The sequence below is a fragment of the Bacillus cereus genome (assembly GCF_002564555.1).
Lineage (GTDB): Bacteria > Bacillota > Bacilli > Bacillales > Bacillaceae_G > Bacillus_A > Bacillus_A cereus_K.
Map to the genome: position 1 here is coordinate 1 of NZ_NUVD01000089.1, position 24080 is coordinate 24080.

Consider the following 24080-nt stretch of genomic DNA (forward strand, 5'->3'; position numbering starts at 1 on the left):
TCTTCTAGTTTACGAGCTTGCTCTTCAGCTTGGCGTTTTTCATCTTCTAGTTTACGAGTTTGCTCTTCAGTTTGACGTTTTTCATCTTCTTGCTTACGAGTCTTTTCATCCGCTTCTTTCTTTTCTGCTTCTTTTTTCTTTTCACTATCTTTTTGTTCTTCATTATTAGATGCAACTTTTTTACTAGTTGCTGTCGTTTTTTCAGAAGAAGGGGTTGAAATACCTGATAATGCAACAAAAATGACAAATAAAACAGCTGTAATAATAAATTGTTTTTTTGCTACACCTGTTTTCTTAATAACAGATAATATTGCAAGAACAAGGAAGAATATAAATAGAATGAAACTTAAAATAGCAAAAAACTCGACGAATGGGTGTTCCGATTTTGTTGAGCCAGTCACTATTAAGATAATTGAAATCATAAACAGAATAACGGTAGGACGCCCATATTTTTTTGCTTTTCCATTTTTCTTAAAGAATGAAATGATACATAAGATTAAAAGAATAATAGCAATCAAAAACAAAGCTACACCAATATTACTCAAAATAGCCATTTTCATACCTCCATTTGTAAGATTTTCTCTATTGATTATATAGGAATTTATTGGATATTACACGTTTTATATAAATTTAGAAAATTAATATTTTTAATAGGTAAATGAACTTTTAATTTGTATATAAGGAAAAACGGATGTATTTCCTATTACCTTTTGAAAGAGATTTCATAAAGTATAGTATATCGATTGAAAGGAGGAGATTTGAATGGAATTTCAATTATTAGTGAATTGTGTGTTACAAGAAGGTAATGCTTACTTTTTAGTAACTAAAGTAGATGATGTTATTACGTTGAAAGTACCAATTACAGCAGGAGTAGCAGGTTTATTTTTAGCTTTAGGAGTACCAAGATGCTCTTAATCTAAATCTCTATAGTAGAAGGGACAAGCCTCGCCTTCTACTATTACATAATATAATTATGTAAACTTAAATATTATTTTTGTAATAGCACATTTAAAACGGACATGCATATACTATAATGTTTCATTGACTGTTATTGATGAACACTAGTTTTAATTCATGTATCTAGTGAGATTTTTTTACGTTATGAAAATAAAAGAGGTGCTATTATATATGAAAAGACGAACATTTGATATTCCAGTTGTATTGCGAAGAGAGTGTTTTTTAATAGAGTTAGCTCATTTAACGAAAAAATATGGAATTGAAATTGTGACTAACCAAATGGAAGCTGCACCGTTTTTAAGAGATCAAGTTACGGAATCCAAAATAGGGACGGGGTTACAATACGATAAATATGATGCTGAGTATATCATTGATTAATAATAAAGAAGCTGCGTATAAAAGGTTATGAAAAAGACCTTTTATACGCAGCTTTTTTTGTTAGAAATGTATTGAGAAATGTTTAATGCGCTTATTAAGAAAAGGAATGAGTAAATGTTGAGAGAATAACGTTTCATAAGAAAGGACAGTTACTATTTATTTGATTTGCAAAAGTAAGCTAGAAATAAATAACTAGAGTGAAAATAGTACTTCCTTTCAAAAAAGGGGGAATGTTAATGAGGATTTTACAAAGGTGTATGATAGTACTTTTAGCATTTTTTATTATGATTCCAATGGTTGTTAGTACAAAGGTAGAGGCTGAGGGAATAAAAGAACTTAAAACGGGATTTCCGGATAAAGAAGTATTTACACCTGGTGAATGGTTTCTAGGTCAAAAACCAGCTAATTATGATGAGAGTAAACCTCCAATTCTCTTTGTGCAAGGAAGGAATGGTAATGCTGATAGTTGGTATGGAAAGACAGTGTATCATGATATAAATGATATGTATGACTACGCTTTGAAAGCAGGTTATCAAACGGTATTTATTCAATTATATGATGCTGCAGGGAAAGGATCGGCTAGTCAGTGGGACAACGGAAAATTGCTAGCACAAAAACTTGAAGAAATATATAATCATTTCGGTAAAAAAGTAAATATTGTAGCGCATAGTAAAGGTGGTATCGATACACAAGCTGCATTAGTTGGATACGGCGCGAATCGATTTGTTGGAAATGTTATAACACTCGCTACGCCGCATTATGGATCGAATTTAGCAGACTTATCATATAGCTGGTGGGCAGGGTGGCTTGCTTCTATATTAGGTCAAAAGGACGATGGCACGTACTCGTTACAAGTAGGAGAAATGGCAAAATTTCGTTCTACAATAGATAATAATCCTGCAATTAAGTCAAATCGTTATTATACGGCAACAGGGACAAGTTGGGGACCGGTATTCTCTGCTTTATCTATGGGCGGGTTATATTTGTCATCATACGGTTCTAACGATGGATTAGTAAATGAGTGGAGTGCTAAGTTACCGTATGGAACACATTTATTTACAGATTCAAGGTTTGATCATGACAATATACGAAAAGGATCAGCTGTTTTTGCTCGAATTGAACCATATTTACGTACTGCAAATATAGGTGTGCCAGCTTTAGTAGCACCGAATTATAGTTCTGAAGAAAAGGTAGAACAATTAAATACAACTTCTAATCAAAATATTATAGGAGGGGAATTACCGCAAAATCAGTGGGTCGAGCAAACTATGGCGGTTGATAAAAAGGCAGAAGGAATAGTTTCTGTATTAACGGCTTCTTCAGATGTAGAAATACAACTAATATCTCCAAAAGGAAAAGTGTATACAAATAAAGATAGCGTTATAACTACTGGTGAAGGCGAATCTTTCTTTAATGGGGCGACAATAAGAACATTTAAATTCGATAAAATGGATGTAGGGGAATGGAAAGTTAAAATGATGGCGAGGCAGCCGAAAGATGCATATTTAATTGTAAACGATTACAATGGCGATGCCCCATTCGTTCTTCAAATGCCAACAAAGGTTAAAGTAAATAAACCAGAGTATAAACTAAAAAAATCACCTGCAGCGCCAGAAATAAAAGGGGATCTTTCAGTTACAGTGCGAGTTGTTAATAAAGAAGGAAAACTAGTATCTGAATTTAATGAATCACAAAGTGTTAATACAAATACATTTACAGGTGCTTTAAAGGACATAAAACAACCAGGGGTATATAACGTTACGATGGATATAAAAGGGATGAATAAAGAAGGACAACCATATAGTCGTACGCTAGTTAAGTCGGTTTATGTGGAAAAGTAAGATAGAATAGATAGGTATTCATATAAAAGTGCAGAAATCTTGTGTTAGAAAGATTTCTGCACTTTTTTCGTGTGTGTTACATGAATAGAACAGTGAGTTTACGTTCTATAAGAGAGATGATAGAAATAGAAGAAAAACGCTATTCAATAAAAAAAGATGCTGAAATAGCATCTGAATCTGAGGATGATTAACTTAATTTTGTAACTGTTAATTCAACTGAATTTATACCATTATCACAAGTTACAATGCCTTGTTTATTAAAACCACTATTATTTCTCAGTTGAAGAGTCGAATTAGCTGGTACTGTAACAATAGTTTCGCCAACTAATTGAAGGCATTCGTTATTTGATGAAGTATTCATTTGGAAAGCGAAATCACCTTGGCTATTAGCAAGTGGATTGTTATTTAAGAATATAGTTATGACTGGAATATGTGGAAATACAGGATTTAAAGTAGTATTAATACTTGAAATGAAAGAAACTCTATAATCACCGGCTTTACTAAATTGTATAGTAGTCGGATTTAGTAAAGAAACTCCTCCTGCCATAGGTCCTACGTGATTAAATGGAAAAGGATCACCGAAAGGGACAGTTATAAATTCAGTTTGCCAAAAAGTTCCGTAAGCTGGCTTAGATGGTTTATGTGAATCGTTGCATGAACATTTTTTGTATGAACTAGAAGAAGAGGAGCATGGACATTTTTTATATGAACTGGAAGAAGATTTGCATGAACATTTATTATACGAGCTTGAAGAATGATAGTATGAACCCAATATATTACCCCCTATTATTAATAAATTTAAGACACATAGTAGTTTATGCAAATGAACTACAATTGGCGTGTATGCTTGTACTATAAAAGGAGATAGATTTGGAATATAAAGTGCTCAAGGGATGAAAATAGTATTAGAATATCATTTGTAACAATTTTTGTAGATAAAAAGGTTAATAAATTGGTAGAAAAATGAGCTGAATTTTTTTAATAGATTTAAGTATAGAAGAAATGCTTTGTATATTAATTCCACCTGAAAAAGAAACATTTATTAATTTCAATTGCACTGATGTTATCGTATAGTGAACTCCTAATATTTTAATGTTTGTATATTAGGTCTCTTAGTCATTGCTTTTTTATTTACGTAGTTGGGCAGGAAGAAGACGAAAAGTATCGAATGAATGTACATATATAGCATTGTTTGCTTTTGGTGTGAATAGTAGTTAAAGATACGGTGAAATTTTTAAAATTGTAACACAAGAGCGATTAAATAATAGAGGGAGCAACTTACATGGAAAATATATTAAAGGTATCTTCAAAATCAAGTCCAAATTCAGTTGCAGGAGCAATAGCAGGCGTACTAAGAGCAAGTGGCAATGTGGAAATCCAAGTGATTGGGGCTGGTTCTTTAAATCAAGCAATCAAAGCAATTGCGATTGCAAGAGGCTTTGTTGCTCCAAGTGGCATCGACTTGGCTTTTGTCCCAGCATTTCAAGAGATTACTATTAATAATGAAGAAAGAACAGCAATCAAATTAATTGTAGGGCCTAGAAAGAGAAGGTAATGGCAGTAATTCACTATTGAAATGATTTTTCACATAACAAACAAAAAGTTTCACAGATGCTTGTATAACAGGCATTTGTGAAACTTTTTTTGTTTTGTGAAAATAAAAAATGAATAACCTTAAAACTGCTCATTCTTCTCCCAAGATTCAACGATATAGGCTTATAAACCTTTTCATATCAAGGTTTATAGGCTCTGTTTTTTATTATTGCTCACATTTTGCTCACATTAGAATTTTTCGGTTTTTATTTGATGTTTTCATAAGATTTTATTACATTCTCAAAATTTTCTGCGGCCTGTTGCTGCATGTTTTGTGTGATATGGCTATACTTGTCTAATGTCATTTGAATAGAAGAGTGGCCTAAACGATCCTGAACAATTTTAGGATGTTCACCAGCTTGAAGCATAAGTGTTGCATGCGTATGTCTTAAGTCGTGAATACGAATTCGTGGAACTTTAGCTTTTCTATAGTGGTCTTTCAAAAAACGATGGGGAGCATCTATATGTAAGGGAGATTGAATTGTATTGCCAGCGAAAATAAATGCCTCTTCATTCAAATGTATGCCCCAGCGGAAAAACTCTTTCTTTTTATATACGTAGTATGATTGTAACTCTGTTACAACAAAGGAAGAGATACTGATGCTTCTATTGGAAGATTTGGTTTTTGTAGCAGCTTTAAATAGTCCTTCTTCAGTTTTTACAAGAGATTTATTAACTAAGATACGTTTGTTATCAAAGTCAATATCTTTCCATGTCAGTGCAAGTAACTCCCCACGTCTCATACCTGTATAGATCGCAAGTAAAAAGAACATATAGTACTTTTTATTTTTTTCTTTTAAATATTGGAGGAATCGATTACATTCCTCACTAGACCAGGTTTTCATTTCACCTTGCTCTTCACGTGGTTTTTTTACTTTATTCATTATATTATCATGTATGATTTCCCATTCTACAGCATGTTTGAATATGCACCTGAAGCAGCGATGGATATTGCTGATTGTACCATTTGACAGGCCTTTTTCTTTAAGTTCAGCATAATAGCTTTGAATCATTACAGGTTTAATACTTTTAATTTTTTTATAACCAAATGCGGGAAGGATATAAAGTCTGACTAGGCTCATATCTTTTTCATAAGATGTTATTTTTAACTCAGCTTTACGAATAGGCTTTAATTTTTCCCAGATATCTAATATGCTTAATTGTTTGTCATCAAAATACATTCCTTTTTCTATCTCTGTAATCATAGTTGCAGCAGCATTTTGAGCTTCTTTTTTTGTTCTAAACCCACTCTTGCTTTTTTGTTTTCTTTTTCCTGTAGTTGGATCTATACCAATGTCTAGTGTAAATGACCATTTTTCTCCACGTTTGTGAAAGTATCCTTTCATAAATAAAGCCTCCTTATAGCTACTGAATGATCGTGGCATGTTGGTTGATTGCGTGATGCAATTTACTCGCAAGTAATTGATTTTCGTAGTGTAAAAGCCTTTTTTCAGCGAACTCCAGTGTGACATTAAATGCTTCAGCAATGAATAAGGGTTCTAAGTGTACAATAGGGAGCCTTCTTAGCATAAAAGTCGGTATACAAAACTGTAGTGCAAAATTGTTAGCTTTAGCTTCTTGATAGTTTAAAAACATTTTAGGCATAGATAGTTGGTTACCAGAGTGTAAAAGTATATGGCAAAGTTCATGAGAGAAATCTTCCCAATGCTCGCGTTTTGTTTTTCGACTATCAATTACTAAGCTAGCAATTCCATTTCTTTCAATGGCATGGCTTCCAAATGGAGCGAAATAAAGCCAAATATTTAATTTTTTCGCAATCTCAATCATATCAATTTGTTCAGGAACAAAAATAGATAAGGAATGGTACAAGTGCTGGATATAGTCTTCGAGTTGTGTAGTGTAATAGGGCTGCGATTGAAACATGATTTTCACTCCGTTTTTTATTATAAAATAAGANNTCTTATTTTATAATAAAAAAGAAAAAGTTGGAAGGTTTATTTGTATATAGATTTAAGTAGGAATATCTTTAATAAATTAAGTTGTAAATTTACTAAATTATATCTTGCAAGGAATTAAATGTTAAGATACGGTAATAAATGAAAGAAATATATGGTAAAGCGGGTTGAGAGTAGTTGGAAATGAAAACAAGAGTAACACAAAAACACGTTATGGAACATTTCAATTTATCTAGAGAGACACTGGCTGCTATGGAAAAAGAAGGTTTCCCTTTTTATAAAATTAGCGCCCGAGATAAAGAATATGATATAGAGCAAGTAGCTAAGTGGCTAAAAAGTATAAGAAAAGAAATTGACTCAATGGTAATAGGTGAAGTTTACGAAAATAGTGAAATTACTAGACGTTTCAAATGTGGAAATATGGGGGGAATGAGGCGCTCTAAAAAGACCAATACGTTAGTTTTATTTTCTGATCATACAAAAGGTATTTACGATGATCGTTGGGATAAAGATATTTTATATTACACTGGAATGGGACAAGAAGGGCATCAAACACTAGAGGGAAACCAAAACAAAAATCTGTATGAATCCAATGAAAATGGGGTAGGAGTATATTTATTTGAAGCGTTTCAACCTGGTGAACATATCTTTATGGGGCAAGTTAGACTTGTAGAGGAACCTTTTCAAGAGAGACAAGAAGATACGCAAGGTAAAGAGAGAAAAGTATGGATTTTCCCAATTCGTATATTAAAAGATAATGTAATACTTCCAAATAATGTGGTCCAAAGCAAACAGGAGAAAGAACAGAAGGAAGCAAAAAAATTAGATTATCATGAATTGAAGGAGAGAGCTAAGAAAGCTGCACCAAGTAGTAATAAACGATATACAAAAACGGAAACATATCAGAGAAATGAATTTGTGGCAGAGTTATCAAAAAGGCGAGCAAATGGCATATGTGAGTTATGTGAGCAAAAAGCTCCATTTGAAGATAAGAAAGGGAATCCTTATCTTGAATCTCATCATGTAATATGGTTATCTGAAGGGGGAAAAGACACAATTTATAACACGGTAGGAGTGTGCGCAAACTGTCATCGTCGTTTACATATTTTAAATGACAAAAATGATGTTATGAAGTTAAAAGCAAAATTAGAAAAATATAAGAGTGAAGATAAGGATGAAATTACAATAACTTACATAAGGAAGTAATTAAATATGAAGAAAAAAATATCGGTTGTTGGAGCAGTTATATTAAATGATAATAATGAAGTGCTTTGTGCATTACGCTCTCCTAAAATGTCACTTCCTAATTACTGGGAGTTTCCAGGTGGAAAGATCAACACAGGAGAAGACCCACGAGACGCTTTAGTACGTGAGATTAAAGAAGAATTGGATTGTACTATTACTGTAGGGAAACAAGTAGAAGTAGTTGAACATGAATATGAGAATATAATTGTTCATTTAGTTACTTATAAAGCATGTATAAAATCAGGTACACCTAAGGCACTAGAACATTCGAAATTGAAATGGGTTAGTATTAATAATTTAAAAGAATTGGAGTGGGCACCAGCTGATATTCCAACTGTAGAAGTGTTGTAGTTAGATTTTAATAGTTATGTATAGAGTGGAAATAGAAATAATCTTTGTCAAATTGTGAAGGTAGTATGTGTTTTATGTGCGATATGAGGGGATTTATGTTGTGTCAAACCAGTACGATATGAAAAAACAAAATTAAATAATGTATTAACTTAGGTTTTTACAAAGGAGAAAGGAAACGTAATGATAGGATCTATTTGTTTAATTAAAATTTCAAGTCAAAAGATAGTACCAGCTCTTTGTTTAGAAGAAAAGTCAGATACTTTATTATTTGCGCAGTTAAGAAAGGCAACTGATGAAGATATATTTAATACACAAGATAGAGATAAAATGGCAAGAGTTAACAAGGGGAAACCTAAAAGGGATCAAATAAGGATTAGAGAAAAATATGAAATAAATACCGTCTTTGTCGATCGACCAAAGGGATTAAATTCAAAATCAGTTGTAATGGTTAAAAAATTATACAGTGTAAAGAAAAATGACATAATAAAAAATATTGCACAAGTGTCAGAAGAAATTGTGATAAAGTGTAAAAGTTTGATTGAACAAGTAAGGAGAATAGCTGAATTGCAAAAGGAATTACAAGTTCTTAAAAAGAAAGTACAACTTGCTCAAATGAATAATGAAAAATATACACATCATGAATTACGGATAGAAAAAATATTAGGTGAAATTGGATATAAAAGACAAAAGAACAAAGAAAAAAGAATAAAAACATATGGAAATTATAGAGAAGTTCCAAATAAAGGTTTCATAAAAATTTACTATGGAGGGCGCTAACAATCGTTGTTATTAAAAACATGAAATTATGTGGTAGATGTTGGTATTTACTTGCGATTGATGAGATAGAGAAGTGATAAAATTGGAAAATGAAAAAGAAGAGACCTTAGAAATGAAATCCTGAATAAGTCCAAAATATATTAGGTAGAAAAAACATAAATATTTTCTAAATGCAAATCAGATTTAAGAGGATAATAGATTTGATAATTAGATCCTAAAAAATGAGTAGAGGAAGAAGAACTTTGAAATATATTATACAGTTTCTTTTCTATGTTTATTCATAATACAAATTTCTGCGGTCAATGAAAACACTCTCCTTGTATTATAATTATTTTTATATTTAACATTTAATATTTAGGATATTAGATCCTGTTAGTTTAGAGACTAAATAAAAAACACGCTGGTAATGCGTGTTTTTTATTTCTCTTCATCTTTAGGAATACGATTTTGTTCTTTTTGTTTGATGAATTTCCAAAATTGTTTTAATTCATCACGCTTTTCAGGGGATGCGCTTTTAATATCTTTAAACCAGAGATTAAGCTCTGGATCATTTAGAATTTCTTCAAAATCTAAATCATTATTTCTTTTATCGGTTCTACCAAGGAGGTAATCGACTGATACATTGAAAAAATCGGCTAATTTCTGAAGTGTATTATAATCAGGCTCACGATTTCCCTGTTCATACATCGCATATGTTGTTCGAGCAATTCCCAAATGCTTCGCCATATCTTCTTGTCTTAATTTTCGTTCCTTCCTAAGAAAGTTTATTTTATTTCCAAACATGTTTTACCTCCTTTCGAAATGTTTCACACTCCAATTATAACGTCACAATCTGCAACATTAAATTGAATACACAAAATGTGTAAAAAATGTTGACACTACACTTTTTGTGTCGTAGTATGTAATTTATAAATACACAAAATGTGACAAATAGGGGGTGTAAGAGTGAGGGTATGGTTATTAGAAAAACGTAAAGAAATGGATAAAACACAGGAAGAGATAGCTTGCAAAGCTGAAATATCGAGAAGTATGTATGCAATGATTGAAAATGGCGAAAGAAACCCAAGTGTTACTGTTGCAAAAAACATTGCTACTATCCTTAGCTTTGAGTGGACTCTTTTTTTTGAAAACAAATGTCACGTTTAGTGTATTTTAAGATTGTAAGGAGATGATATTTATGATTAACTTCGACATCGAATCATTTCGCAAAATCATCCGAGAAGAAGTACAAAAAGCAACTGAGCACCTTCAACCAATGAAAAATTTACCACCAGTTTTAACGATTGCGGAATTAATGGACCTGCTACATATTAAACGCACCAAAGCATCAGAGTTATTAAATCGTTCTGATTTTCCAGTATGTCGCGAAGCGGGCGTTCTTATTCCTACACATCTTCTTTTTAAGTGGATGGAAAATCATACTGACTGGGTAGAAAACCATACAGAGTATTACAATCCATTCAAAGAATCTGTCTAATACTAAGTTACCATGTTGGGTTGTCACAAATAAATAATACATTAGGTACGAATGGGGGAAGTAAACGATGTCTATAGGAAAAGAAGTTGCTATGGCACGTAAACGAAAGGGAATCACTCAAGAACAACTCTCCTTAGAAATCCCTGTGAGTCGTGAGTCACTAGCAAAATATGAAACTGAAAAACGGCGAATACCGAAAGACTTACGAAAATGTATAACTGAAGGAATAGATGACCCACAATTGTTTTTTAAAATGTGGAATGAAGCAACTGGTCATGTAAGTATTCCATTCTTTAATGGAGAACACATAGATCTTCATCCTACAAGTATGAGGTATATGGTTCAGCAAGAAACAAATGAAGCTTTGAAACAGCTTGATACATTATGTTGGTTTAAACCTTCACAAGCATGGTCTGAACACGAGAAGGAAGCTATGAAAAAGGCTATGCATGAAATTTTAGATGCTACGGGTTCAATGATGAGCCTAGTAGCGGTGTTATGTGATCAGTATGGTTTTTCAATGACAGATATATTTAAATATTGGAAGGTTTCATTAAGAGCAAGGAAATATACAGATGGTTAATTTGATTATTACTAGGGAGGTTAAAGTAATGACAATTGATTATGTAAGTCCAACTTTAAAGCAATATAAAGAACTGGTAAGAAAAGAAGCAAATTTATATGGTGATATCCGAATCGCATCAATTTGTGGAGATTTTATAAAAGCTAAAAGTTTAAAGCAAGAGAAGAAATTGACGGAGATAAGAATTCGAATTATAGAAGCTGCATTTGTCTTGAAAAATAAAAAGAAAAAAGAAAAGGCTACCGCATAGCCCGCGATAACCAAAAATATCAATAAATGAATTATAACATATTCTGATTTAATGCGACAAGTAACTGCGCTTGTCGTTATGGCCAGAAAGATTTGTTCTCCTGTTGTTAATAGTTTATAAGATTGTACTTTCTGGCCATAACGATACGTACATTATCAAATTATTGGAAGTGTGAGGGATGAAACATGAAAGTAGAAAGTAATCGTCTGTTTGATTTAGTTCTACCAGGAGACTTTGCTTTTGCAAATGAATTACATAACTGTATGATGACGTGTATTCATAATATGTTCAATGCTGGTTCGCTTGATGAAGCAGATCACTGGGAGAAAGAGTTAAATAGGTGCGCTAAAGAATTCAAGAGTATTCGTAACGCAAGAGAAGAACATGATGTATTAAAAAGTTATCGAGTAGTTGTTAAAAATCTTCGAGGTAAGGGAATCAATGCATCACTAGTTAGTCGTGGAAAATAAAAAATCTATCACTTGGCAGAGTGATAGATTTAAGACTCTTATAGAGCGTCTTTCAAAATATTAAAGTAGTTAAATTATATCAAAGTAAATCAAGTAAAACAATGGAGGATGAATAATATGGCAGTTTATAGACCGGTACACGTTTCATTTTGGCAGGATTCATTTGTTTTAGATCTTACACCAGAGGAAAAGTATTTTTACTTGTATTTGATGACAAACAGTAAAACATCTCAATCAGGAATCTATGAGCTTCCACTTCGTATTATTGAAACTGATACAGGTTATAACCGTGAAACTGTTATGAAGCTATTAGAACGCTTTGCAGAGTACGGGAAAATTAATTATAACCAAAAAACAAAAGAGTTGTTCTTAATTAACTGGTTAAAATTCAATCCAATTAAAAATGTAAACATAGAAAAGTGCGTTTTAAAAGAGATTCAATCTGTGAAGGATCAGGATTTTTTAGTTGATTTTTATGAAACTTGTTTGCAATTAGAGCGAGAGCAAGATTTTAAAATTCCTCGTATTAAGGAGTATTTATCAGTCCGTTTGGAGGGGCTTATAAGGGGCTTCCAAGACCCTAGCAAGGAAGAAGAAAAAGAAAAAGAAGAAGAAAAAGAACAACAACAAGAAGAACGCGCAGGCGCGGAAGAAGTTGTTGAGGTTAATCCAATTTCTTTTTACGAGCAAAATTTCGGATTTATTACACCTTTTATCGCAGATGGTATTCATGCATGGGTAGATGATTTAAACGCAGAGCTTGTTGTAAAAGCTATGGAAATCGCTTTAGAGAAAAATACAAGAAACATGAATTACGTAAATACGATTTTAAGAGATTGGCATCTTAAGGGATTAAAAACAGTAGCAGATGTTGAAGCAGCTGATAAAGCATTCCGTACTCAACGATTAGCAAAGGCGCAAAAACCGACGCAAGCTCCTTATCAACAAAAAGGCTTATCGGAATCTACTAAAAACGTAATACAGCAACAACAATCATGGGAACAAAACATTCCAACGGATGAAGAACTTGCAGTACTTAACCAACAGAATGCGTGGTTGGCCCAATGAGTAACGATATGATTCGTAACGTAGAAGCCGAACAAAGTGTATTAGGTAGCATTATCCAAGAAGGTGATTTAATTAAAGATTGCCAGCTAAAGGTAAAACAGTTTTCTTTACCAACACACCAAATGATTTTTAAAGCGATGAGAGAGTTAGAGGATGCTGAGGTTCCGATAGATCTTGTTGCTCTCATTGGAAAATTCAATGAAAGCTTTATGCATCAAATTGACGGAATTGAATTCTTTGTAAACCTAACAGAAGTTGTTACGACTACTAAAAATTTTTCGTATCACGAAGGCTTAGTTATCGAAGCTTGGAAAATGCGACATGCTCAAGAGGTTGCTGGTAACTTATATAACCGCCTTCAGCATGAAAGGGAAATAAGTGCTATTAGTACATCGATTGATGAACTAAGCGCCATTGAAGAAACAGGCTACTCAGATGAGTTTAATTTGAAAGACACATTAGTTGATTTGTATAAGAAAATGCAAATTGATGTAGGAGATTTAACCGGTATTCCAACTGGGTATGACGACCTGAACAGAATGACAGCAGGGTTACAAGAAGGTGATTTAATCATTGTCGGTGCCCGTCCCTCAATGGGGAAAACGGCATTTGTATTAAACGTAGCCTTTCATGCGGCAAGTGCTCATACAGCAACAGGAATCTTCTCACTCGAGATGGGGGAGGAGCAGCTACTAAAGAGGATGATTTCAAGTACTGGAAATATAGATGCTACGAAATTAAAGAATCCTAAGAAGCTATGTAATTTAAAGGATTGGGAAAAGATTAGTCAAGCGATGGGATTAATTAATGATTTGCCATTAGAAATTTACGATAAAGCAAATGTAACGATGCAAGAGATTTATGCGAAGACTAGGAAACTAAAGCGCAAATATCCAGACAAAAAGGTGCTAGTGGCAATTGATTACTTGCAGCTTATTGTGGGCGATCCAAAGCATAGAGGTAACCGCATGCAAGAAATCGGTGAGATTAGTCGTAAGTTAAAATTGATGGCAAGAGAATTAAATGTATGTGTAGTTGCATTATCACAGTTAAGTCGCGCTGTAGAAAGTAGGCAAGATAAGAGACCATTGCTATCAGATTTACGTGAGAATGGTCAAATTGAGCAAGATGCGGATTTAATAGCATTCTTATACCGTGAAGATTACTATGATCGCGAGACAGAAAATAAAAACATAACAGAAATTATTTTAGCGAAACAGAGGAACGGTCCAGTTGGTGTTGTTGAACTAGCATTTATTAAAGAATTTAGTAAGTTTGTAAATTTAGAGAGAAAGTTCAACCATCAACAGGAGGCTTAATCATGTTGTTACGTCAGGAAGTAGAACGTAGAAAACTAATAATCGTTCGTAAATTAATGGGATTAGGATTAGCTGAAATTAACGGACAAACATTAGATCAACTAACGTTAACGCAACCTGAAGGAATCTTAGTTGCAAGCTTGCAGGTATTGGAGGGAATCAATGATGCCCAAGCAATTAACAATCTTTGATGTGGAATCAGTCGTATCATTTGATCCTAAGAAAGCTCAAATCCATCGTTTGAATTCAAAACTACGGTATGCAGATGTAGTTGTACAAATACCACGTCAAGCAAAAGCGGTTGATGAATTAAAACCGACGACAGCACCTGATGAACGTTATGAGTTATTCGAAGATTACACAATTGGAATTTGGCGTTATAAGCGAGCGGAGGATAAACAATTTGGATGGGAAGAGGCAGAAGAAATGTGTAAGCGAGCAAGAGATGAAAAAGAGCCGATTCCAATTCGACTCCATCTATCACTGGAACAATCATTTGTTCCGGAAAATGTTTTGCAATATTTATAGACAAATAAAAAAAGCTGAGATCACTCTCAACTTACTCCAGCAAAGTAATTATAACATATGGGAGTGATCTTGGTGGGAATTAGAAAAGAAAACCTTGTAGAAATGACAGCTGAAATAGATTTGAAAACAAACGGAATATATGTTGTTAAAAATGGTCAAGTCCAACTAATAGAACCACCTCAAGGTGGATTTGGTGAACAATCATTTATATATCAGAGTGGAAAAGTAATTCGTATGGAAGAACGAAAAACACAGTTACTGTAATCGAATTTGAATTTTGTACAAGTATAAAGAGAATATCAAGGAAAGCACTATAAATAGAAGCTCTACTCTCAAAAGGGAAGGGTGAGAGTAGGACTTATGAATGATGCTACTGAATTCATGGGTTGATGAAAACCAGTCACTAAAAAATAATATCATGAATATTAATTAGAAGCATTAGAATATTTAACCAATGTTTTAAAGGAACAAAAGCGTTATTTTAGTAGGAAGTGATGGTAACGATGTTTGAATAGATGAATTATTCATCTAAAAAGCCGAAAGTAAATAAAGAATCGTTCTTTTAAAAGGGAGGAGATCGGATTATCTTCCGATCTCTTCTAACAGATTTTCTACACTAAATTCTAAAATGTCGTAATTTTCATCACAGATAACAGTGATATTTAAATTATTTCCTTTGAATTCACAGATTGTTTCAGAATCATTTTCATAAGAATCTATGAGAGTTAAATCCTTTGGTTTAATATTAGTCCTTATACTAATAGATTTTCGGAGCTTTTTATATTTAATGTTTTTAGATGTACTTCTACTGGAATCCGTTCGTCTAACTAGAAGTGTGAATATTCCCGTTTTCATGATATCCCATGCGGCTCCAGAAACAATACCATCAAAAGCTGTGTCTTTCATATGTAAAATAAATTCTACAATTGTATTTCCTGCGCCAGCTTCGACTCTTGTAATATTTTTGGTAATAATATCAAAGTCGATATTTTGCTTTTTAAGTTCTAATAAGAATTCATTAGGGTCTATTCCTTCGCGACTATTAATTTTGATGAGTAGTCCTTCTGTATCTTCATCGGAATCTTCTGCGGTATCTCTATTTTCGTGTTGAGCAGTACTCTTGTTGGCATTTATAAAATTTTCTATCAAGGAAAATATTTCGGAAGAGATATGGGTTACTTTTTTCCCTTCAGTATATGGGAATAAAAGGGTTATTTTCACATACATGTTATCTTTATCTTCGGTTAGTTTATAATCCATCCAGTCAGTTTTGATTTGCATTAATTCAATGAATAAATCATCTATGCTTTGGCTAGTCAGACTTTCGCTTATAAATATGTATTCTTTAAGCTTTTCTCGTTCAGTTTTTTGTTCAGGGGTGTCAAACTCTATGTGTTCAGCAAAAAGTGTAAAATAAACCTTTTTCATAATTAAACCTCCATTGATAGTATATTTTAATATTTTACAATAAAAACCATCTGGAGGATAGAAGAAAAACCTTAATAAAATAATTCTTTTAATATCAACTCTAATGCATATAGGTTATCAAAGATGAAGTCTCTTTCAAAGCCTAAATGGTATAATAAAACTATTAATTATTTTATATGAATGGAGTAATTTGATGGAACCAATTATTGTTAAACCTTCAACAGAATTTAATACCACGGCAGAAGAGTTAAAAGATAAATTTAATGAATACCAAAAAAATCATCAAACTGAAGATACCTTTCATTATTCAGAAGCTTCTTTGGCTTGGATTATTCGAGTAGGTATTGATTATTTTGACCAATTAGACAATGTTTTCTTAGGTATGGAGAATAAATTAGGTATGCCAGATATGAAAGCTGATCATTTCGCTAACAATTTATATCGATTACATAATGCAATGGAATTTTTAGGTGAATTATGGAAACGGGAATATCAAATCCTTGATGGGTTTAATATTCTTTTAGATATAAGAACACTTATTGTTCATTCAGGAGAGCAACTTGCAAACATTAAATCGTTAGAGTTGAAAGATTATAAAAATAGTCAGCTTTGGAGGATTGCTAGTAGCAAAGAAAATAATTCAATTACTCACCTTAAGTATTTCAACAATGAGGGCTTAGCTAAAATGGATTACTGTCTGGAAATAGCGAGTGATAAGCATGACAAATCTAAAAAAAGTAATTTATCGATAGTTGATTATCATATACAAAATGAAAGTTATCGTGACCAAACAATCTACTTAAATGCAGTGGATACCCGAACTATTGTTTTGGCACAAATTGAGTATTTTATAAATTGTGCTGCTGGCCAAGTAAAACAAGATAAAAGTGAGCCCAAACTTCCTCCTATCAAATATTTTATAAACAAAGAAGATAATGAAATTGACTTTGATAGGATAGCCAAGTTAGTATCTAAAAATTTAAGAGGTGGGTATTTCATTGAAAATGGAATTGAGCATTGGGATGGATTTGGCTTAAAAAAATTACTAGAATATACAAAAATGCGATTAGATATATCTCCTGAAACACGGGATTTAATTTGTGAACGGATCGTTAATGTTATGTCAAAGTATTGGGACGATTATCAGAATGCAGATATCCCTAATGAGGAGTTACCTGACTTGGACATAAGGAAGATTTTTTCAGATTTCACTCCGGATTTTGATAATAAGCATTATCTTGAAGGCGAAAAATTATTCATTCGTATCGCTCCATATTTTAATACAAAAGACAGGGAAGATTCTACGGACATCGGCTATTTAGCAATGTTTATTGATGAAATTAGCAGAGCTTTAGATATAGAATTTAACTTAGAACAAAGCGTGGACGGGTTTGTGTGCGATTATATTATTCAATCTATTGAAAAAACAGTTTAATAATTTTTGAGTAGTTTCTACTAGCACTGCCCAGTCTGCAATATCAAAGTATTGTGGATTTGTAAGCCAAACATTTTATAGATAGAAAAAGAATACAGTCCGGCTAGAAAACTAGAGGACACCAATTCATTAAAGCAGCAAGTAAAGCTGTTTTAGGAATAGGTGTCCTTTTTGTTTTGAAAAGGGAGATGGGGAAATGAAGGCGCTAAAGGATCAGCTACGTGAGTGGAAAAAGCAATCAAAACAAGTAAAGAAGAAAAACAAGAAAAAACGAAAAGAAAAATTAAGTACTCGTGACATTGAAGATTTAATGGGAATTCGTGGCCCGCGTTATGAACGAAGGCGCGGAGTTTTAAGACAAAAGTAATTTAAAAATAAAAAGGAGTGGTCTTACATGACTAAACAATTATCTTTCTTACCAAAAATCGATAGAACAGCAACACAAGAGGAATTAGAAGGTGTGTTGGAAAGTGTACGTATACATAGACAATTTGGGATGATGCGTAAAGAAATGAAAGTCACTCCTTCTTATGAAATACGTGAGCACGGTCCTACACATACAGTTGGAAAACCATTAGAAGATGTTGCTATAGCGAATATTCAACAAAGTAAACGAGAAGAGTGGCTTGAGAAAATGTCATTACGTATTGATCAGTTTCTAAATCGATTAGGAAACGGACGTGCAGGAACTATTCAAAGAGATATTATTTATAAACGTTATTTAGAAGAAGAGGATGTATGTGATTACATGGTTTATAACGAAATAGGGATGTCAGAGCGTACTTATCGACGTTGGAAGTCTAAAGCGTTTTATAAACTTGCATTTGCTCTTAATCTAGAAGTTTTTGAGAAGGAAGAAACGGGAGGTAATGCATAATGAACTTTGTTCAACCGATACGTGATCCAGAGCAAATACAGCAGCTAAAAGAGTATTTTAAGGAAAAGAGCTTACGTAATTACATCCTCTTCATCATGGGCATTAATACAGGCCTTAGAATCTCAGATATTTTGAAATTGAAGGTAGGAGATGTCAAAGGCAGTCATATCTCTATGAGAGAAAAGAAAACGGGGAAACAGAAACGAATACAAATTACTGTAGCGTTAAAGAGAGAACTTAAATGGTTTATTGAAGAAAGAGAAGACAATGAGTATCTATTGCAAAGCAGACAAGGTAAGAATCGTCCGATTGGTCGTAGCATGGCATATAAGATATTAAGTGGAGCAGCGGCAGATTTCGGGTTAGATGAAATAGGAACACATACATTAAGAAAGACGTACGGGTATCATATGTACATGCAAACGAAAAACATAGCATTACTTATGGAGATATTCAATCACTCGTCAGAGAAGGTCACGTTACGATATATAGGTGTAAACCAAGATGCAATGGATAAAGCGATGACTAGGTTCAAAATCTAATCATTGCTTTTTTTCTTTTTTAAATCTAGAGGTATCGCCAGCATTTAAAAAAACCACGCTAAGAACATGCAAGGTTTTATACAGTTTTTCGGCTAATCGGGTAACAAATGAGAACCCTAAAACCGCGCTAGGATAGGAATGTATAAAAAAATGCATAGATCCATAGAACAAAAAAGAAGGTTTCTTGGTGAGCGTACGGTTTCCTCTTTTCCTCGCTACTGATAATGTCGCGTTATGTTAACTTCACATGTATACGATATGCATTGTTCCTTGTTCAACGGGCAGGATAGTTTAAGAAGAAAAAACTTTCCTTTTATGTCGAAGTAGATCAATACTGTGCAGTAAAGGTCATCATTTTTACTACGACTTTGTGAAAGAACATTAAGAAGCACAAATTCACTAATTCATTAAATGGTATCATAGTATTATTTTATTTTGATAGAATTAATTTTTGAAGCAATTTCTTCATTCATAATTCAATAAATAAGGTGGGCAGATGAACATTTCAAAAAAAGAGTACAAGTAATCATTTATAAAAATATGAGCTACTCAAAGGTTTTCAACAATTAAAGATGTAGCTCATTTTTATGAAAGCTGAGTTAAAACCGGAACTTATTCCCTGATGTTATTCTATTAGATATGAATTTTGTTAATCCATTTAATTTGCTTTACGAATAAAAATTCAAGTGATTCAATCTATTTGTGTTGGACTCAGTGTACAAAGTAAATTTTACACTGTTATATTAAATAGGAACAGTTTTTACGTGGAATTGTTAAACATAGAAAAAAGGTTCATTATAATCTATATATTTTAGGAGGGGAACTTAGTGAAACTAAGAGAAATGCGTATAAAAAATTTTCGTAGTATTGGAGAAAAAGAAGTAATCTTAAAAATGAATGATATTTTATTTCTTATTGGAAAAAATTCTGCTGGAAAGTCAAATTTACTTGAAGTGTATGAATTTTTTTGGAAGACTAATAATATAGCTAAAAAGTATGACTTTAATAACAAGGATACTTCTAAAACTATCAGAATTGAACTTGTTTTTAAACTAAGCTCGGAACAAATTAATAAAATGATTGATAATAAAAGGTTTAGGTTTGAAAGTTTTATTAGTGATGAAGAAACAATAAAATTATCAAAATCATGGTCAGGTAATAATTGCTGGATTCAGATGTTTGATTATCAAAATAACTTTTGGGTTCCAAAGCAGTTTATTTCTCAAATTATTTCGTATATGTTCTCTTTATTACCAATTCCGGTAAGGGTTAAAGGAATGGATACGGTTGATGAAACTATAAATGAGTTTAACCAATTATATGATTTTATGTGGCAACAGGGTATTGCTTTTAAAGGTAAAGGGAGGGAGTTAAAATCACCTGCAGAATTAATAAGGAATAACCCAGGAAACAAAATAATTGAAGATAGACTTAATAATCTTGTTAGAAAAGTATTTAAAAACATTATTATTATCCCTTTAATGAAGAAGGATACGGATTTGGGAGATGGTGAAAACTCCCGTATAATGATAGAGGAGAGAAAAGAAGAGGATCCAAAAGATAGAATAAATATTACAAGAGTGGGTGATGCAGTAAAGAGACAGTTAATCTTTGCAAATCTCATATACAAAGACGAACTAGATGATGTTATAAATAAAAGAACTACTGCTCCCAAAAATAAAATATTATTTATTGAAGAACCTGAACTATTTGCCCATCCAGAAACAATTAGAGACATTAGAGATATGCTTTACGAAATTCCAGATGAACCAAACTACCAAGTGATTTGTACAACGCATTCTCCTATAATAATTGACTTAGCAAAACAACACTCAACATACGTCCGTGTAGTAAAAGATGTTGAGGGAACATCTATTCATCAAGTAACCCAAGATCTTTTTAATGAAAGTGATAGTAATGTTCGAGAAAAAATGAAAATGCTTAATTATTTTAATCCTTATGTCTGTGAAGCGTTTTTTACTGATAAAGTTCTTTTAGTTGAAGGTGACACTGAATATACTGTCGTTAATTTTCTTTTGCAAAAATTAAAAGAAGAAGATTGCTTGCAGAGTCATGAAAATATTCACGTCGTAAAATGTGGTTCTAAAACAAATATTCCATTTTTTCAAAAGGTTTTACGATACTTTGGAATTGCTTATTACGTATTTCACGATCTCGATTATACTTATGCAAAGAATTGTTCTAAAAATAGCGCTTGGACACTTAATAGATTGATATGGGATGAAGTTAAAGAGGCTATTTCCAATGGTGTACCTGCGGCAAGATATATATTTAAATATAACTTTGAATTTGCCCATAAGTATGAATATAACGTATCAGAAGGTAAACCCTACTCTGCATTGAGACACTTTGACAAGATGAATTATGAAGATATAAAGAATGGAAAAAATATACCCCCTATAATAAATTACATTTTGGATATTTTTGGTGAATGTACTAATTCCCTTCCTGTTTTTGATATGTCCTATGTGGATAAAAACAGCACAGCTAAACCCAAGAAATGCAAAAAAACAAAAAATAAATAGATAAGATACATACATAGAATTAAATATAAAAGTCGGAGGAAGAAGCTATGGATAAAAGAGATTTTAATGATTTAGCTGATGAAGTCCTTGAAGGAGAAATAATTAATCCTGAGATAAAGAAAAACATAATAGAACAAAGTTATTCCGCATATAAAGAGTCTATTAAATCAATGGACTTTGATAACAAGGATATTACAGACTTGACTCGAGAGCTTCTTCAAGCATATAAGGAAAAGCTATCTGACAAAAACTTGGATTGGGACCAGCAATCAGAAATTATGGACAGAATGGAGAAAGTATTAGAACAAAAAGTTAAAGATGCTAAAGACATTAGATCAAAACACTTTATGTTTTTAGCATTAGGCCTATCTGTTGCAGTAGGTGCAGTTGGAGCTACCGGGGTAACACTTGCAAAGCATGGACCTGAAGTATTAGGTAGAATATTTGATAAAACAAGAAGTTTGGTAAATAAATAATTTACACTTTTTTATAAAGTATCTTTTATTAATCGCTAATAACTTGTTTCGCAGTACAAAAATACTACGCATTGAAATCTATTTGTATTAACTTTTTGAAAAAATGTACTTAATGTAACTGGGGACTTTAATTCAGCAAGAAACTAAAAATTTTTAACCTCTGCTTCGCTTGCGAAAATTATGTAAATAAGCTGTCCACATGGGCAGCTTATTTTATTTTTCCGCATAGCGTAGGTTATTTTGCAAAATGTTGGTGGTATCCCTATACAGTTACTCATAATTTTCGTACTGTGTAACTCAAAAGAAAAAGTTAAATGAAATCAATGATACCAAGCGATTCAGCGAAGGGTGCAGTTACACACAATATAAGATATGGGTAAGTGAATATATACTAAAAAATTTTTATATTATATTATTGTTTTTAGGTAATATAGGGAGGGAGTTTAATAAATGGATTTTTCTGAAGTTGAACAATGGTTACAGTGGGTAATAAGCGGAATAACTGGTGCAATAGCAGGTGGAGGACTTATGATTTTTTATCTAAAAAAGAGGATCACTCACATATTAGATAAAAAGCTAGCGGTACATAAGTCAATACTGGATAAAGGGATGGTAGAATATAAATCAATAGTGGATAAGGATCTAGCAGAATATAATACTTTACTAACTCAAAAAATAGAGCATTATAAGTCTGATTTACAAATGAAAAATAATATAGAGCAAATAAAGCGCAGTTCATTACAGGCGGATATAAACGTATTTGTAACAGATTTGCATTCTAAGTTAAAGGAAGTCAGTTTAAGTGTACATAGCTTACTTGTGATAACTGATGAAACATGTTCCAGAGAATATGGAGATGGAAAATATAAAGATTTGGTACGAAAAATAAACGATTTTACGAGTTATTATACAAATGGAAATATATATTTTACTGAGGAAGTTGACAAGGTTGTTTGGAATGTAATTGAAAAAGTGCAGTTAATACTAATACATTATTGGACTTATTATGTAGATGATGAGGTAGAGAGACAAGAAAAGTTAAAGCAATACATTCAAAAAGATTTCCCGAAAGCAAGAAAAATCCTTGAAGCTGAATTTAGAAAATTGATAGGTGTTACGGCGAATTAGTCAAAATATATGAATATGGCAGAGTCGTGACCGATTTTTGGCAGGAAATGTGCCGGTTGTTTTGGAATAAACGTGATATATTTGTATTGTGAGAAGTGGCGGAAAATACAACTCATAAAATTCCTTTGTACAATATTTTTTCTAAACGGCTTCATTATGACGGCACATAAAATCCGAAACCAGCAGATGGTACTAATTGAATGATGCCGTTATTAAGGAGAGCTTTTGCTCTTCTTTGAATTAATTAATAATCTACAAACATAGTGTTGTTGCGGTATTAGTTGATTGGAAGAAGGATGAAATTTCATTTATCGTAATTGTAGGAATAACATAAGATTTTGAAGAAAGAGCAACCGAAAATATGGCTGCTCTTTTTGTTATTTATTTAAAAGTTCTTCTATGATTTCTTTTATGTGTTTAGGTTGTGGTTGCTTATGGACGGTTGTATCAGTAAATGAAAAACGGTAATTTTCATTTCTAACAAGACCACGTCCTACTACTGAGCCAAGGAAAGGAAATACTTTTCCAGCGTAGTCATCAAGTGATTTACAATCAATGTCTCTGTCTAGTAAGATGCTATATTTACATGTTAGTTCAATTACAGGATTACCTTCATAATCAACCATTTTCTTAGATTCTATAATTTCTATGAGTGCGTTACTCTCATTAAGATAAACAGTGTTTTTATTATTAAAATCATATGACAGAATAACAGCTATACCTATTGCGTTAATCATAGATTTCCTCCTTTAGTAGTTTCACTTACTAAATTATACCAGGATATATTGAAAGTAAACAGCATGAGGACAACGGATATAGTAGACTTTTAAGAGGTGTCGTAATTTGACGAACGATAGAGGTTGGATAGTTAATTCTCTTTATTCATAATTAAATA

General features: G+C 32.5%; 31 protein-coding genes. 24 read left to right on the top strand and 7 right to left on the bottom strand.

All coding sequences use genetic code 11. The features are described from left to right. On the bottom strand, positions 1-554 hold a 554-nt coding region (locus COI75_RS19575; protein WP_176535601.1), incomplete at its 3' end, for an O-antigen ligase family protein. Positions 555-762: 208 nt separating this feature from the next. On the opposite strand from COI75_RS19575, the gene exsG reads away from it, so the two are divergent. From exsG to COI75_RS19590, 3 genes are all read left to right on the top strand, one after another. Continuing rightward, positions 763-915 (top strand): exosporium protein ExsG, encoded by a 153-nt coding sequence (gene exsG, locus COI75_RS19580; RefSeq protein ID WP_000395676.1) that lies wholly within the window; start codon positions 763-765, stop codon positions 913-915. A 213-nt stretch (positions 916-1128) separates the two neighbouring features. Next, a complete protein-coding gene (locus COI75_RS19585; protein ID WP_000830256.1) occupies positions 1129-1335 on the top strand; it encodes a hypothetical protein in 207 nt (68 codons plus the stop codon). Positions 1336-1571: 236 nt separating this feature from the next. Then, complete coding sequence (locus COI75_RS19590; protein WP_001221763.1) at positions 1572-3176, top strand: esterase/lipase family protein; 1605 nt, start codon at positions 1572-1574, stop codon at positions 3174-3176. A gap of 187 nt (positions 3177-3363) precedes the next feature. Here COI75_RS19590 and COI75_RS19595 read toward each other — a convergent pair whose 3' ends face one another. Beyond that, positions 3364-3948: a hypothetical protein gene (locus COI75_RS19595; RefSeq protein WP_000536165.1), complete on the bottom strand. Its 585-nt coding sequence runs from the start codon at positions 3946-3948 to the stop codon at positions 3364-3366. Positions 3949-4458: 510 nt separating this feature from the next. Between COI75_RS19595 and COI75_RS19600 the strand changes: the two genes are divergently transcribed. After that, entirely contained in the window at positions 4459-4731 is a 273-nt protein-coding gene (locus COI75_RS19600) for a stage V sporulation protein S (protein WP_000427796.1), read from the top strand. A gap of 244 nt (positions 4732-4975) precedes the next feature. Here COI75_RS19600 and COI75_RS19605 read toward each other — a convergent pair whose 3' ends face one another. Beyond that, a complete protein-coding gene (locus tag COI75_RS19605) occupies positions 4976-6115 on the bottom strand; it encodes a tyrosine-type recombinase/integrase (RefSeq protein ID WP_098448540.1) in 1140 nt (379 codons plus the stop codon). A gap of 19 nt (positions 6116-6134) precedes the next feature. Further along, complete coding sequence (locus COI75_RS19610) at positions 6135-6653, bottom strand: ImmA/IrrE family metallo-endopeptidase (RefSeq protein WP_098448541.1); 519 nt, start codon at positions 6651-6653, stop codon at positions 6135-6137. Between the two features lie 215 nt (positions 6654-6868). On the opposite strand from COI75_RS19610, the gene COI75_RS19615 reads away from it, so the two are divergent. The 3 genes from COI75_RS19615 (at position 6869) to COI75_RS19625 (ending at position 9058) form a co-directional block, all read left to right on the top strand. Further along, positions 6869-7891, top strand: a complete 1023-nt coding sequence (locus COI75_RS19615; RefSeq protein WP_098448593.1) for an HNH endonuclease — start codon at positions 6869-6871, stop codon at positions 7889-7891. A 6-nt stretch (positions 7892-7897) separates the two neighbouring features. Next, positions 7898-8281: a (deoxy)nucleoside triphosphate pyrophosphohydrolase gene (locus tag COI75_RS19620; RefSeq protein ID WP_098448542.1), complete on the top strand. Its 384-nt coding sequence runs from the start codon at positions 7898-7900 to the stop codon at positions 8279-8281. Between the two features lie 180 nt (positions 8282-8461). Beyond that, a complete protein-coding gene (locus COI75_RS19625) occupies positions 8462-9058 on the top strand; it encodes a hypothetical protein (protein ID WP_098448543.1) in 597 nt (198 codons plus the stop codon). A gap of 417 nt (positions 9059-9475) precedes the next feature. On the opposite strand, the gene COI75_RS19630 is transcribed toward COI75_RS19625, so the two are convergent. Then, the gene (locus COI75_RS19630) at positions 9476-9841 is read right to left on the bottom strand and encodes a helix-turn-helix domain-containing protein (RefSeq protein ID WP_098448544.1); all 366 of its coding nucleotides are present in this window, start codon (positions 9839-9841) and stop codon (positions 9476-9478) included. Positions 9842-10003: 162 nt separating this feature from the next. Here COI75_RS19630 and COI75_RS19635 point away from each other — a divergent pair, with 162 nt between their 5' ends. The 10 genes from COI75_RS19635 to COI75_RS19680 all read left to right on the top strand — a co-directional run bounded on the left by COI75_RS19635 (position 10004) and on the right by COI75_RS19680 (position 15017). Beyond that, positions 10004-10204 (top strand): helix-turn-helix transcriptional regulator, encoded by a 201-nt coding sequence (locus COI75_RS19635; protein ID WP_098448545.1) that lies wholly within the window; start codon positions 10004-10006, stop codon positions 10202-10204. 31 nt (positions 10205-10235) lie between these two features. After that, positions 10236-10535, top strand: coding sequence for a helix-turn-helix domain-containing protein (locus tag COI75_RS19640; RefSeq protein ID WP_098448546.1), 300 nt, complete (start codon positions 10236-10238; stop codon positions 10533-10535). Between the two features lie 67 nt (positions 10536-10602). Next, positions 10603-11118 (top strand): helix-turn-helix domain-containing protein, encoded by a 516-nt coding sequence (locus COI75_RS19645; RefSeq protein ID WP_098448547.1) that lies wholly within the window; start codon positions 10603-10605, stop codon positions 11116-11118. A gap of 28 nt (positions 11119-11146) precedes the next feature. Continuing rightward, the gene (locus tag COI75_RS19650) at positions 11147-11368 is read left to right on the top strand and encodes a hypothetical protein (RefSeq protein WP_033659540.1); all 222 of its coding nucleotides are present in this window, start codon (positions 11147-11149) and stop codon (positions 11366-11368) included. A 185-nt stretch (positions 11369-11553) separates the two neighbouring features. Continuing rightward, complete coding sequence (locus COI75_RS19655; RefSeq protein WP_098448548.1) at positions 11554-11838, top strand: hypothetical protein; 285 nt, start codon at positions 11554-11556, stop codon at positions 11836-11838. A gap of 117 nt (positions 11839-11955) precedes the next feature. After that, a complete protein-coding gene (locus COI75_RS19660) occupies positions 11956-12906 on the top strand; it encodes a DnaD domain-containing protein (protein WP_098448549.1) in 951 nt (316 codons plus the stop codon). Further along, positions 12903-14225: a replicative DNA helicase gene (dnaB, locus tag COI75_RS19665; protein ID WP_098448550.1), complete on the top strand. Its 1323-nt coding sequence runs from the start codon at positions 12903-12905 to the stop codon at positions 14223-14225. Before COI75_RS19660 ends, dnaB begins: the two co-directional genes overlap by 4 nt. A 2-nt stretch (positions 14226-14227) precedes the next feature. Then, complete coding sequence (locus tag COI75_RS19670; protein ID WP_098448551.1) at positions 14228-14416, top strand: hypothetical protein; 189 nt, start codon at positions 14228-14230, stop codon at positions 14414-14416. Beyond that, a complete protein-coding gene (locus COI75_RS19675) occupies positions 14391-14753 on the top strand; it encodes a cell division protein SepF (RefSeq protein WP_098448552.1) in 363 nt (120 codons plus the stop codon). Before COI75_RS19670 ends, COI75_RS19675 begins: the two co-directional genes overlap by 26 nt. Positions 14754-14825: 72 nt before the next feature. Continuing rightward, on the top strand, positions 14826-15017 hold the full coding sequence (locus COI75_RS19680; protein WP_098448553.1) for a DUF3954 domain-containing protein: 192 nt from the start codon (positions 14826-14828) through the stop codon (positions 15015-15017). A 318-nt stretch (positions 15018-15335) separates the two neighbouring features. Here COI75_RS19680 and COI75_RS19685 read toward each other — a convergent pair whose 3' ends face one another. Continuing rightward, positions 15336-16181 carry a hypothetical protein gene (locus tag COI75_RS19685; protein WP_098448554.1) on the bottom strand — a complete coding sequence of 282 codons (846 nt, stop codon included), beginning with the start codon at positions 16179-16181 and terminating at the stop codon, positions 15336-15338. A 193-nt stretch (positions 16182-16374) separates the two neighbouring features. On the opposite strand from COI75_RS19685, the gene COI75_RS19690 reads away from it, so the two are divergent. The 7 genes from COI75_RS19690 to COI75_RS19720 all read left to right on the top strand — a co-directional run bounded on the left by COI75_RS19690 (position 16375) and on the right by COI75_RS19720 (position 23185). Further along, the gene (locus COI75_RS19690) at positions 16375-17616 is read left to right on the top strand and encodes a hypothetical protein (protein ID WP_098448555.1); all 1242 of its coding nucleotides are present in this window, start codon (positions 16375-16377) and stop codon (positions 17614-17616) included. A gap of 196 nt (positions 17617-17812) precedes the next feature. Further along, on the top strand, positions 17813-17983 hold the full coding sequence (locus COI75_RS26995) for a hypothetical protein (RefSeq protein WP_098448556.1): 171 nt from the start codon (positions 17813-17815) through the stop codon (positions 17981-17983). Positions 17984-18010: 27 nt separating this feature from the next. Continuing rightward, a complete protein-coding gene (locus COI75_RS19700; protein ID WP_098448557.1) occupies positions 18011-18493 on the top strand; it encodes an ArpU family phage packaging/lysis transcriptional regulator in 483 nt (160 codons plus the stop codon). Next, complete coding sequence (locus tag COI75_RS19705) at positions 18493-19035, top strand: site-specific integrase (protein ID WP_098448558.1); 543 nt, start codon at positions 18493-18495, stop codon at positions 19033-19035. Before COI75_RS19700 ends, COI75_RS19705 begins: the two co-directional genes overlap by 1 nt. An 827-nt stretch (positions 19036-19862) precedes the next feature. Next, positions 19863-21581, top strand: coding sequence for an ATP-dependent nuclease (locus COI75_RS19710; RefSeq protein ID WP_098448559.1), 1719 nt, complete (start codon positions 19863-19865; stop codon positions 21579-21581). A 47-nt stretch (positions 21582-21628) separates the two neighbouring features. Further along, positions 21629-22057 (top strand): hypothetical protein, encoded by a 429-nt coding sequence (locus COI75_RS19715; protein WP_098448560.1) that lies wholly within the window; start codon positions 21629-21631, stop codon positions 22055-22057. Positions 22058-22507: 450 nt separating this feature from the next. Further along, on the top strand, positions 22508-23185 hold the full coding sequence (locus tag COI75_RS19720; protein ID WP_098448561.1) for a hypothetical protein: 678 nt from the start codon (positions 22508-22510) through the stop codon (positions 23183-23185). A 377-nt stretch (positions 23186-23562) separates the two neighbouring features. Here COI75_RS19720 and COI75_RS19730 read toward each other — a convergent pair whose 3' ends face one another. Then, positions 23563-23922, bottom strand: coding sequence for a cytoplasmic protein (locus tag COI75_RS19730; RefSeq protein WP_098448562.1), 360 nt, complete (start codon positions 23920-23922; stop codon positions 23563-23565). Between the last annotated feature and the right edge of the window lie 158 nt (positions 23923-24080).

What these genes read in the sequence shown, in the direction of transcription:
- COI75_RS19660 (WP_098448549.1), top strand. Translation starts at nt 11,956, where the DNA reads ATGGCAGTTTATAGACCGGTACACGTTTCATTTTGGCAGGATTCATTT.
- COI75_RS19600 (WP_000427796.1), top strand. Translation starts at nt 4,459, where the DNA reads ATGGAAAATATATTAAAGGTATCTTCAAAATCAAGTCCAAATTCAGTT.
- COI75_RS19625 (WP_098448543.1), top strand. Translation starts at nt 8,462, where the DNA reads ATGATAGGATCTATTTGTTTAATTAAAATTTCAAGTCAAAAGATAGTA.
- COI75_RS19605 (WP_098448540.1), bottom strand. Translation starts at nt 6,115, where the DNA reads ATGAAAGGATACTTTCACAAACGTGGAGAAAAATGGTCATTTACACTA.
- COI75_RS19700 (WP_098448557.1), top strand. Translation starts at nt 18,011, where the DNA reads ATGACTAAACAATTATCTTTCTTACCAAAAATCGATAGAACAGCAACA.
- COI75_RS19715 (WP_098448560.1), top strand. Translation starts at nt 21,629, where the DNA reads ATGGATAAAAGAGATTTTAATGATTTAGCTGATGAAGTCCTTGAAGGA.
- COI75_RS19610 (WP_098448541.1), bottom strand. Translation starts at nt 6,653, where the DNA reads ATGTTTCAATCGCAGCCCTATTACACTACACAACTCGAAGACTATATC.
- COI75_RS26995 (WP_098448556.1), top strand. Translation starts at nt 17,813, where the DNA reads ATGAAGGCGCTAAAGGATCAGCTACGTGAGTGGAAAAAGCAATCAAAA.
- COI75_RS19585 (WP_000830256.1), top strand. Translation starts at nt 1,129, where the DNA reads ATGAAAAGACGAACATTTGATATTCCAGTTGTATTGCGAAGAGAGTGT.
- COI75_RS19645 (WP_098448547.1), top strand. Translation starts at nt 10,603, where the DNA reads ATGTCTATAGGAAAAGAAGTTGCTATGGCACGTAAACGAAAGGGAATC.
- COI75_RS19705 (WP_098448558.1), top strand. Translation starts at nt 18,493, where the DNA reads ATGAACTTTGTTCAACCGATACGTGATCCAGAGCAAATACAGCAGCTA.
- COI75_RS19620 (WP_098448542.1), top strand. Translation starts at nt 7,898, where the DNA reads ATGAAGAAAAAAATATCGGTTGTTGGAGCAGTTATATTAAATGATAAT.
- COI75_RS19655 (WP_098448548.1), top strand. Translation starts at nt 11,554, where the DNA reads ATGAAAGTAGAAAGTAATCGTCTGTTTGATTTAGTTCTACCAGGAGAC.
- COI75_RS19630 (WP_098448544.1), bottom strand. Translation starts at nt 9,841, where the DNA reads ATGTTTGGAAATAAAATAAACTTTCTTAGGAAGGAACGAAAATTAAGA.
- COI75_RS19650 (WP_033659540.1), top strand. Translation starts at nt 11,147, where the DNA reads ATGACAATTGATTATGTAAGTCCAACTTTAAAGCAATATAAAGAACTG.
- COI75_RS19730 (WP_098448562.1), bottom strand. Translation starts at nt 23,922, where the DNA reads ATGATTAACGCAATAGGTATAGCTGTTATTCTGTCATATGATTTTAAT.
- COI75_RS19670 (WP_098448551.1), top strand. Translation starts at nt 14,228, where the DNA reads ATGTTGTTACGTCAGGAAGTAGAACGTAGAAAACTAATAATCGTTCGT.
- COI75_RS19675 (WP_098448552.1), top strand. Translation starts at nt 14,391, where the DNA reads ATGCCCAAGCAATTAACAATCTTTGATGTGGAATCAGTCGTATCATTT.
- COI75_RS19690 (WP_098448555.1), top strand. Translation starts at nt 16,375, where the DNA reads ATGGAACCAATTATTGTTAAACCTTCAACAGAATTTAATACCACGGCA.
- COI75_RS19590 (WP_001221763.1), top strand. Translation starts at nt 1,572, where the DNA reads ATGAGGATTTTACAAAGGTGTATGATAGTACTTTTAGCATTTTTTATT.
- COI75_RS19685 (WP_098448554.1), bottom strand. Translation starts at nt 16,181, where the DNA reads ATGAAAAAGGTTTATTTTACACTTTTTGCTGAACACATAGAGTTTGAC.
- dnaB (WP_098448550.1), top strand. Translation starts at nt 12,903, where the DNA reads ATGAGTAACGATATGATTCGTAACGTAGAAGCCGAACAAAGTGTATTA.
- exsG (WP_000395676.1), top strand. Translation starts at nt 763, where the DNA reads ATGGAATTTCAATTATTAGTGAATTGTGTGTTACAAGAAGGTAATGCT.
- COI75_RS19615 (WP_098448593.1), top strand. Translation starts at nt 6,869, where the DNA reads ATGAAAACAAGAGTAACACAAAAACACGTTATGGAACATTTCAATTTA.
- COI75_RS19720 (WP_098448561.1), top strand. Translation starts at nt 22,508, where the DNA reads ATGGATTTTTCTGAAGTTGAACAATGGTTACAGTGGGTAATAAGCGGA.
- COI75_RS19640 (WP_098448546.1), top strand. Translation starts at nt 10,236, where the DNA reads ATGATTAACTTCGACATCGAATCATTTCGCAAAATCATCCGAGAAGAA.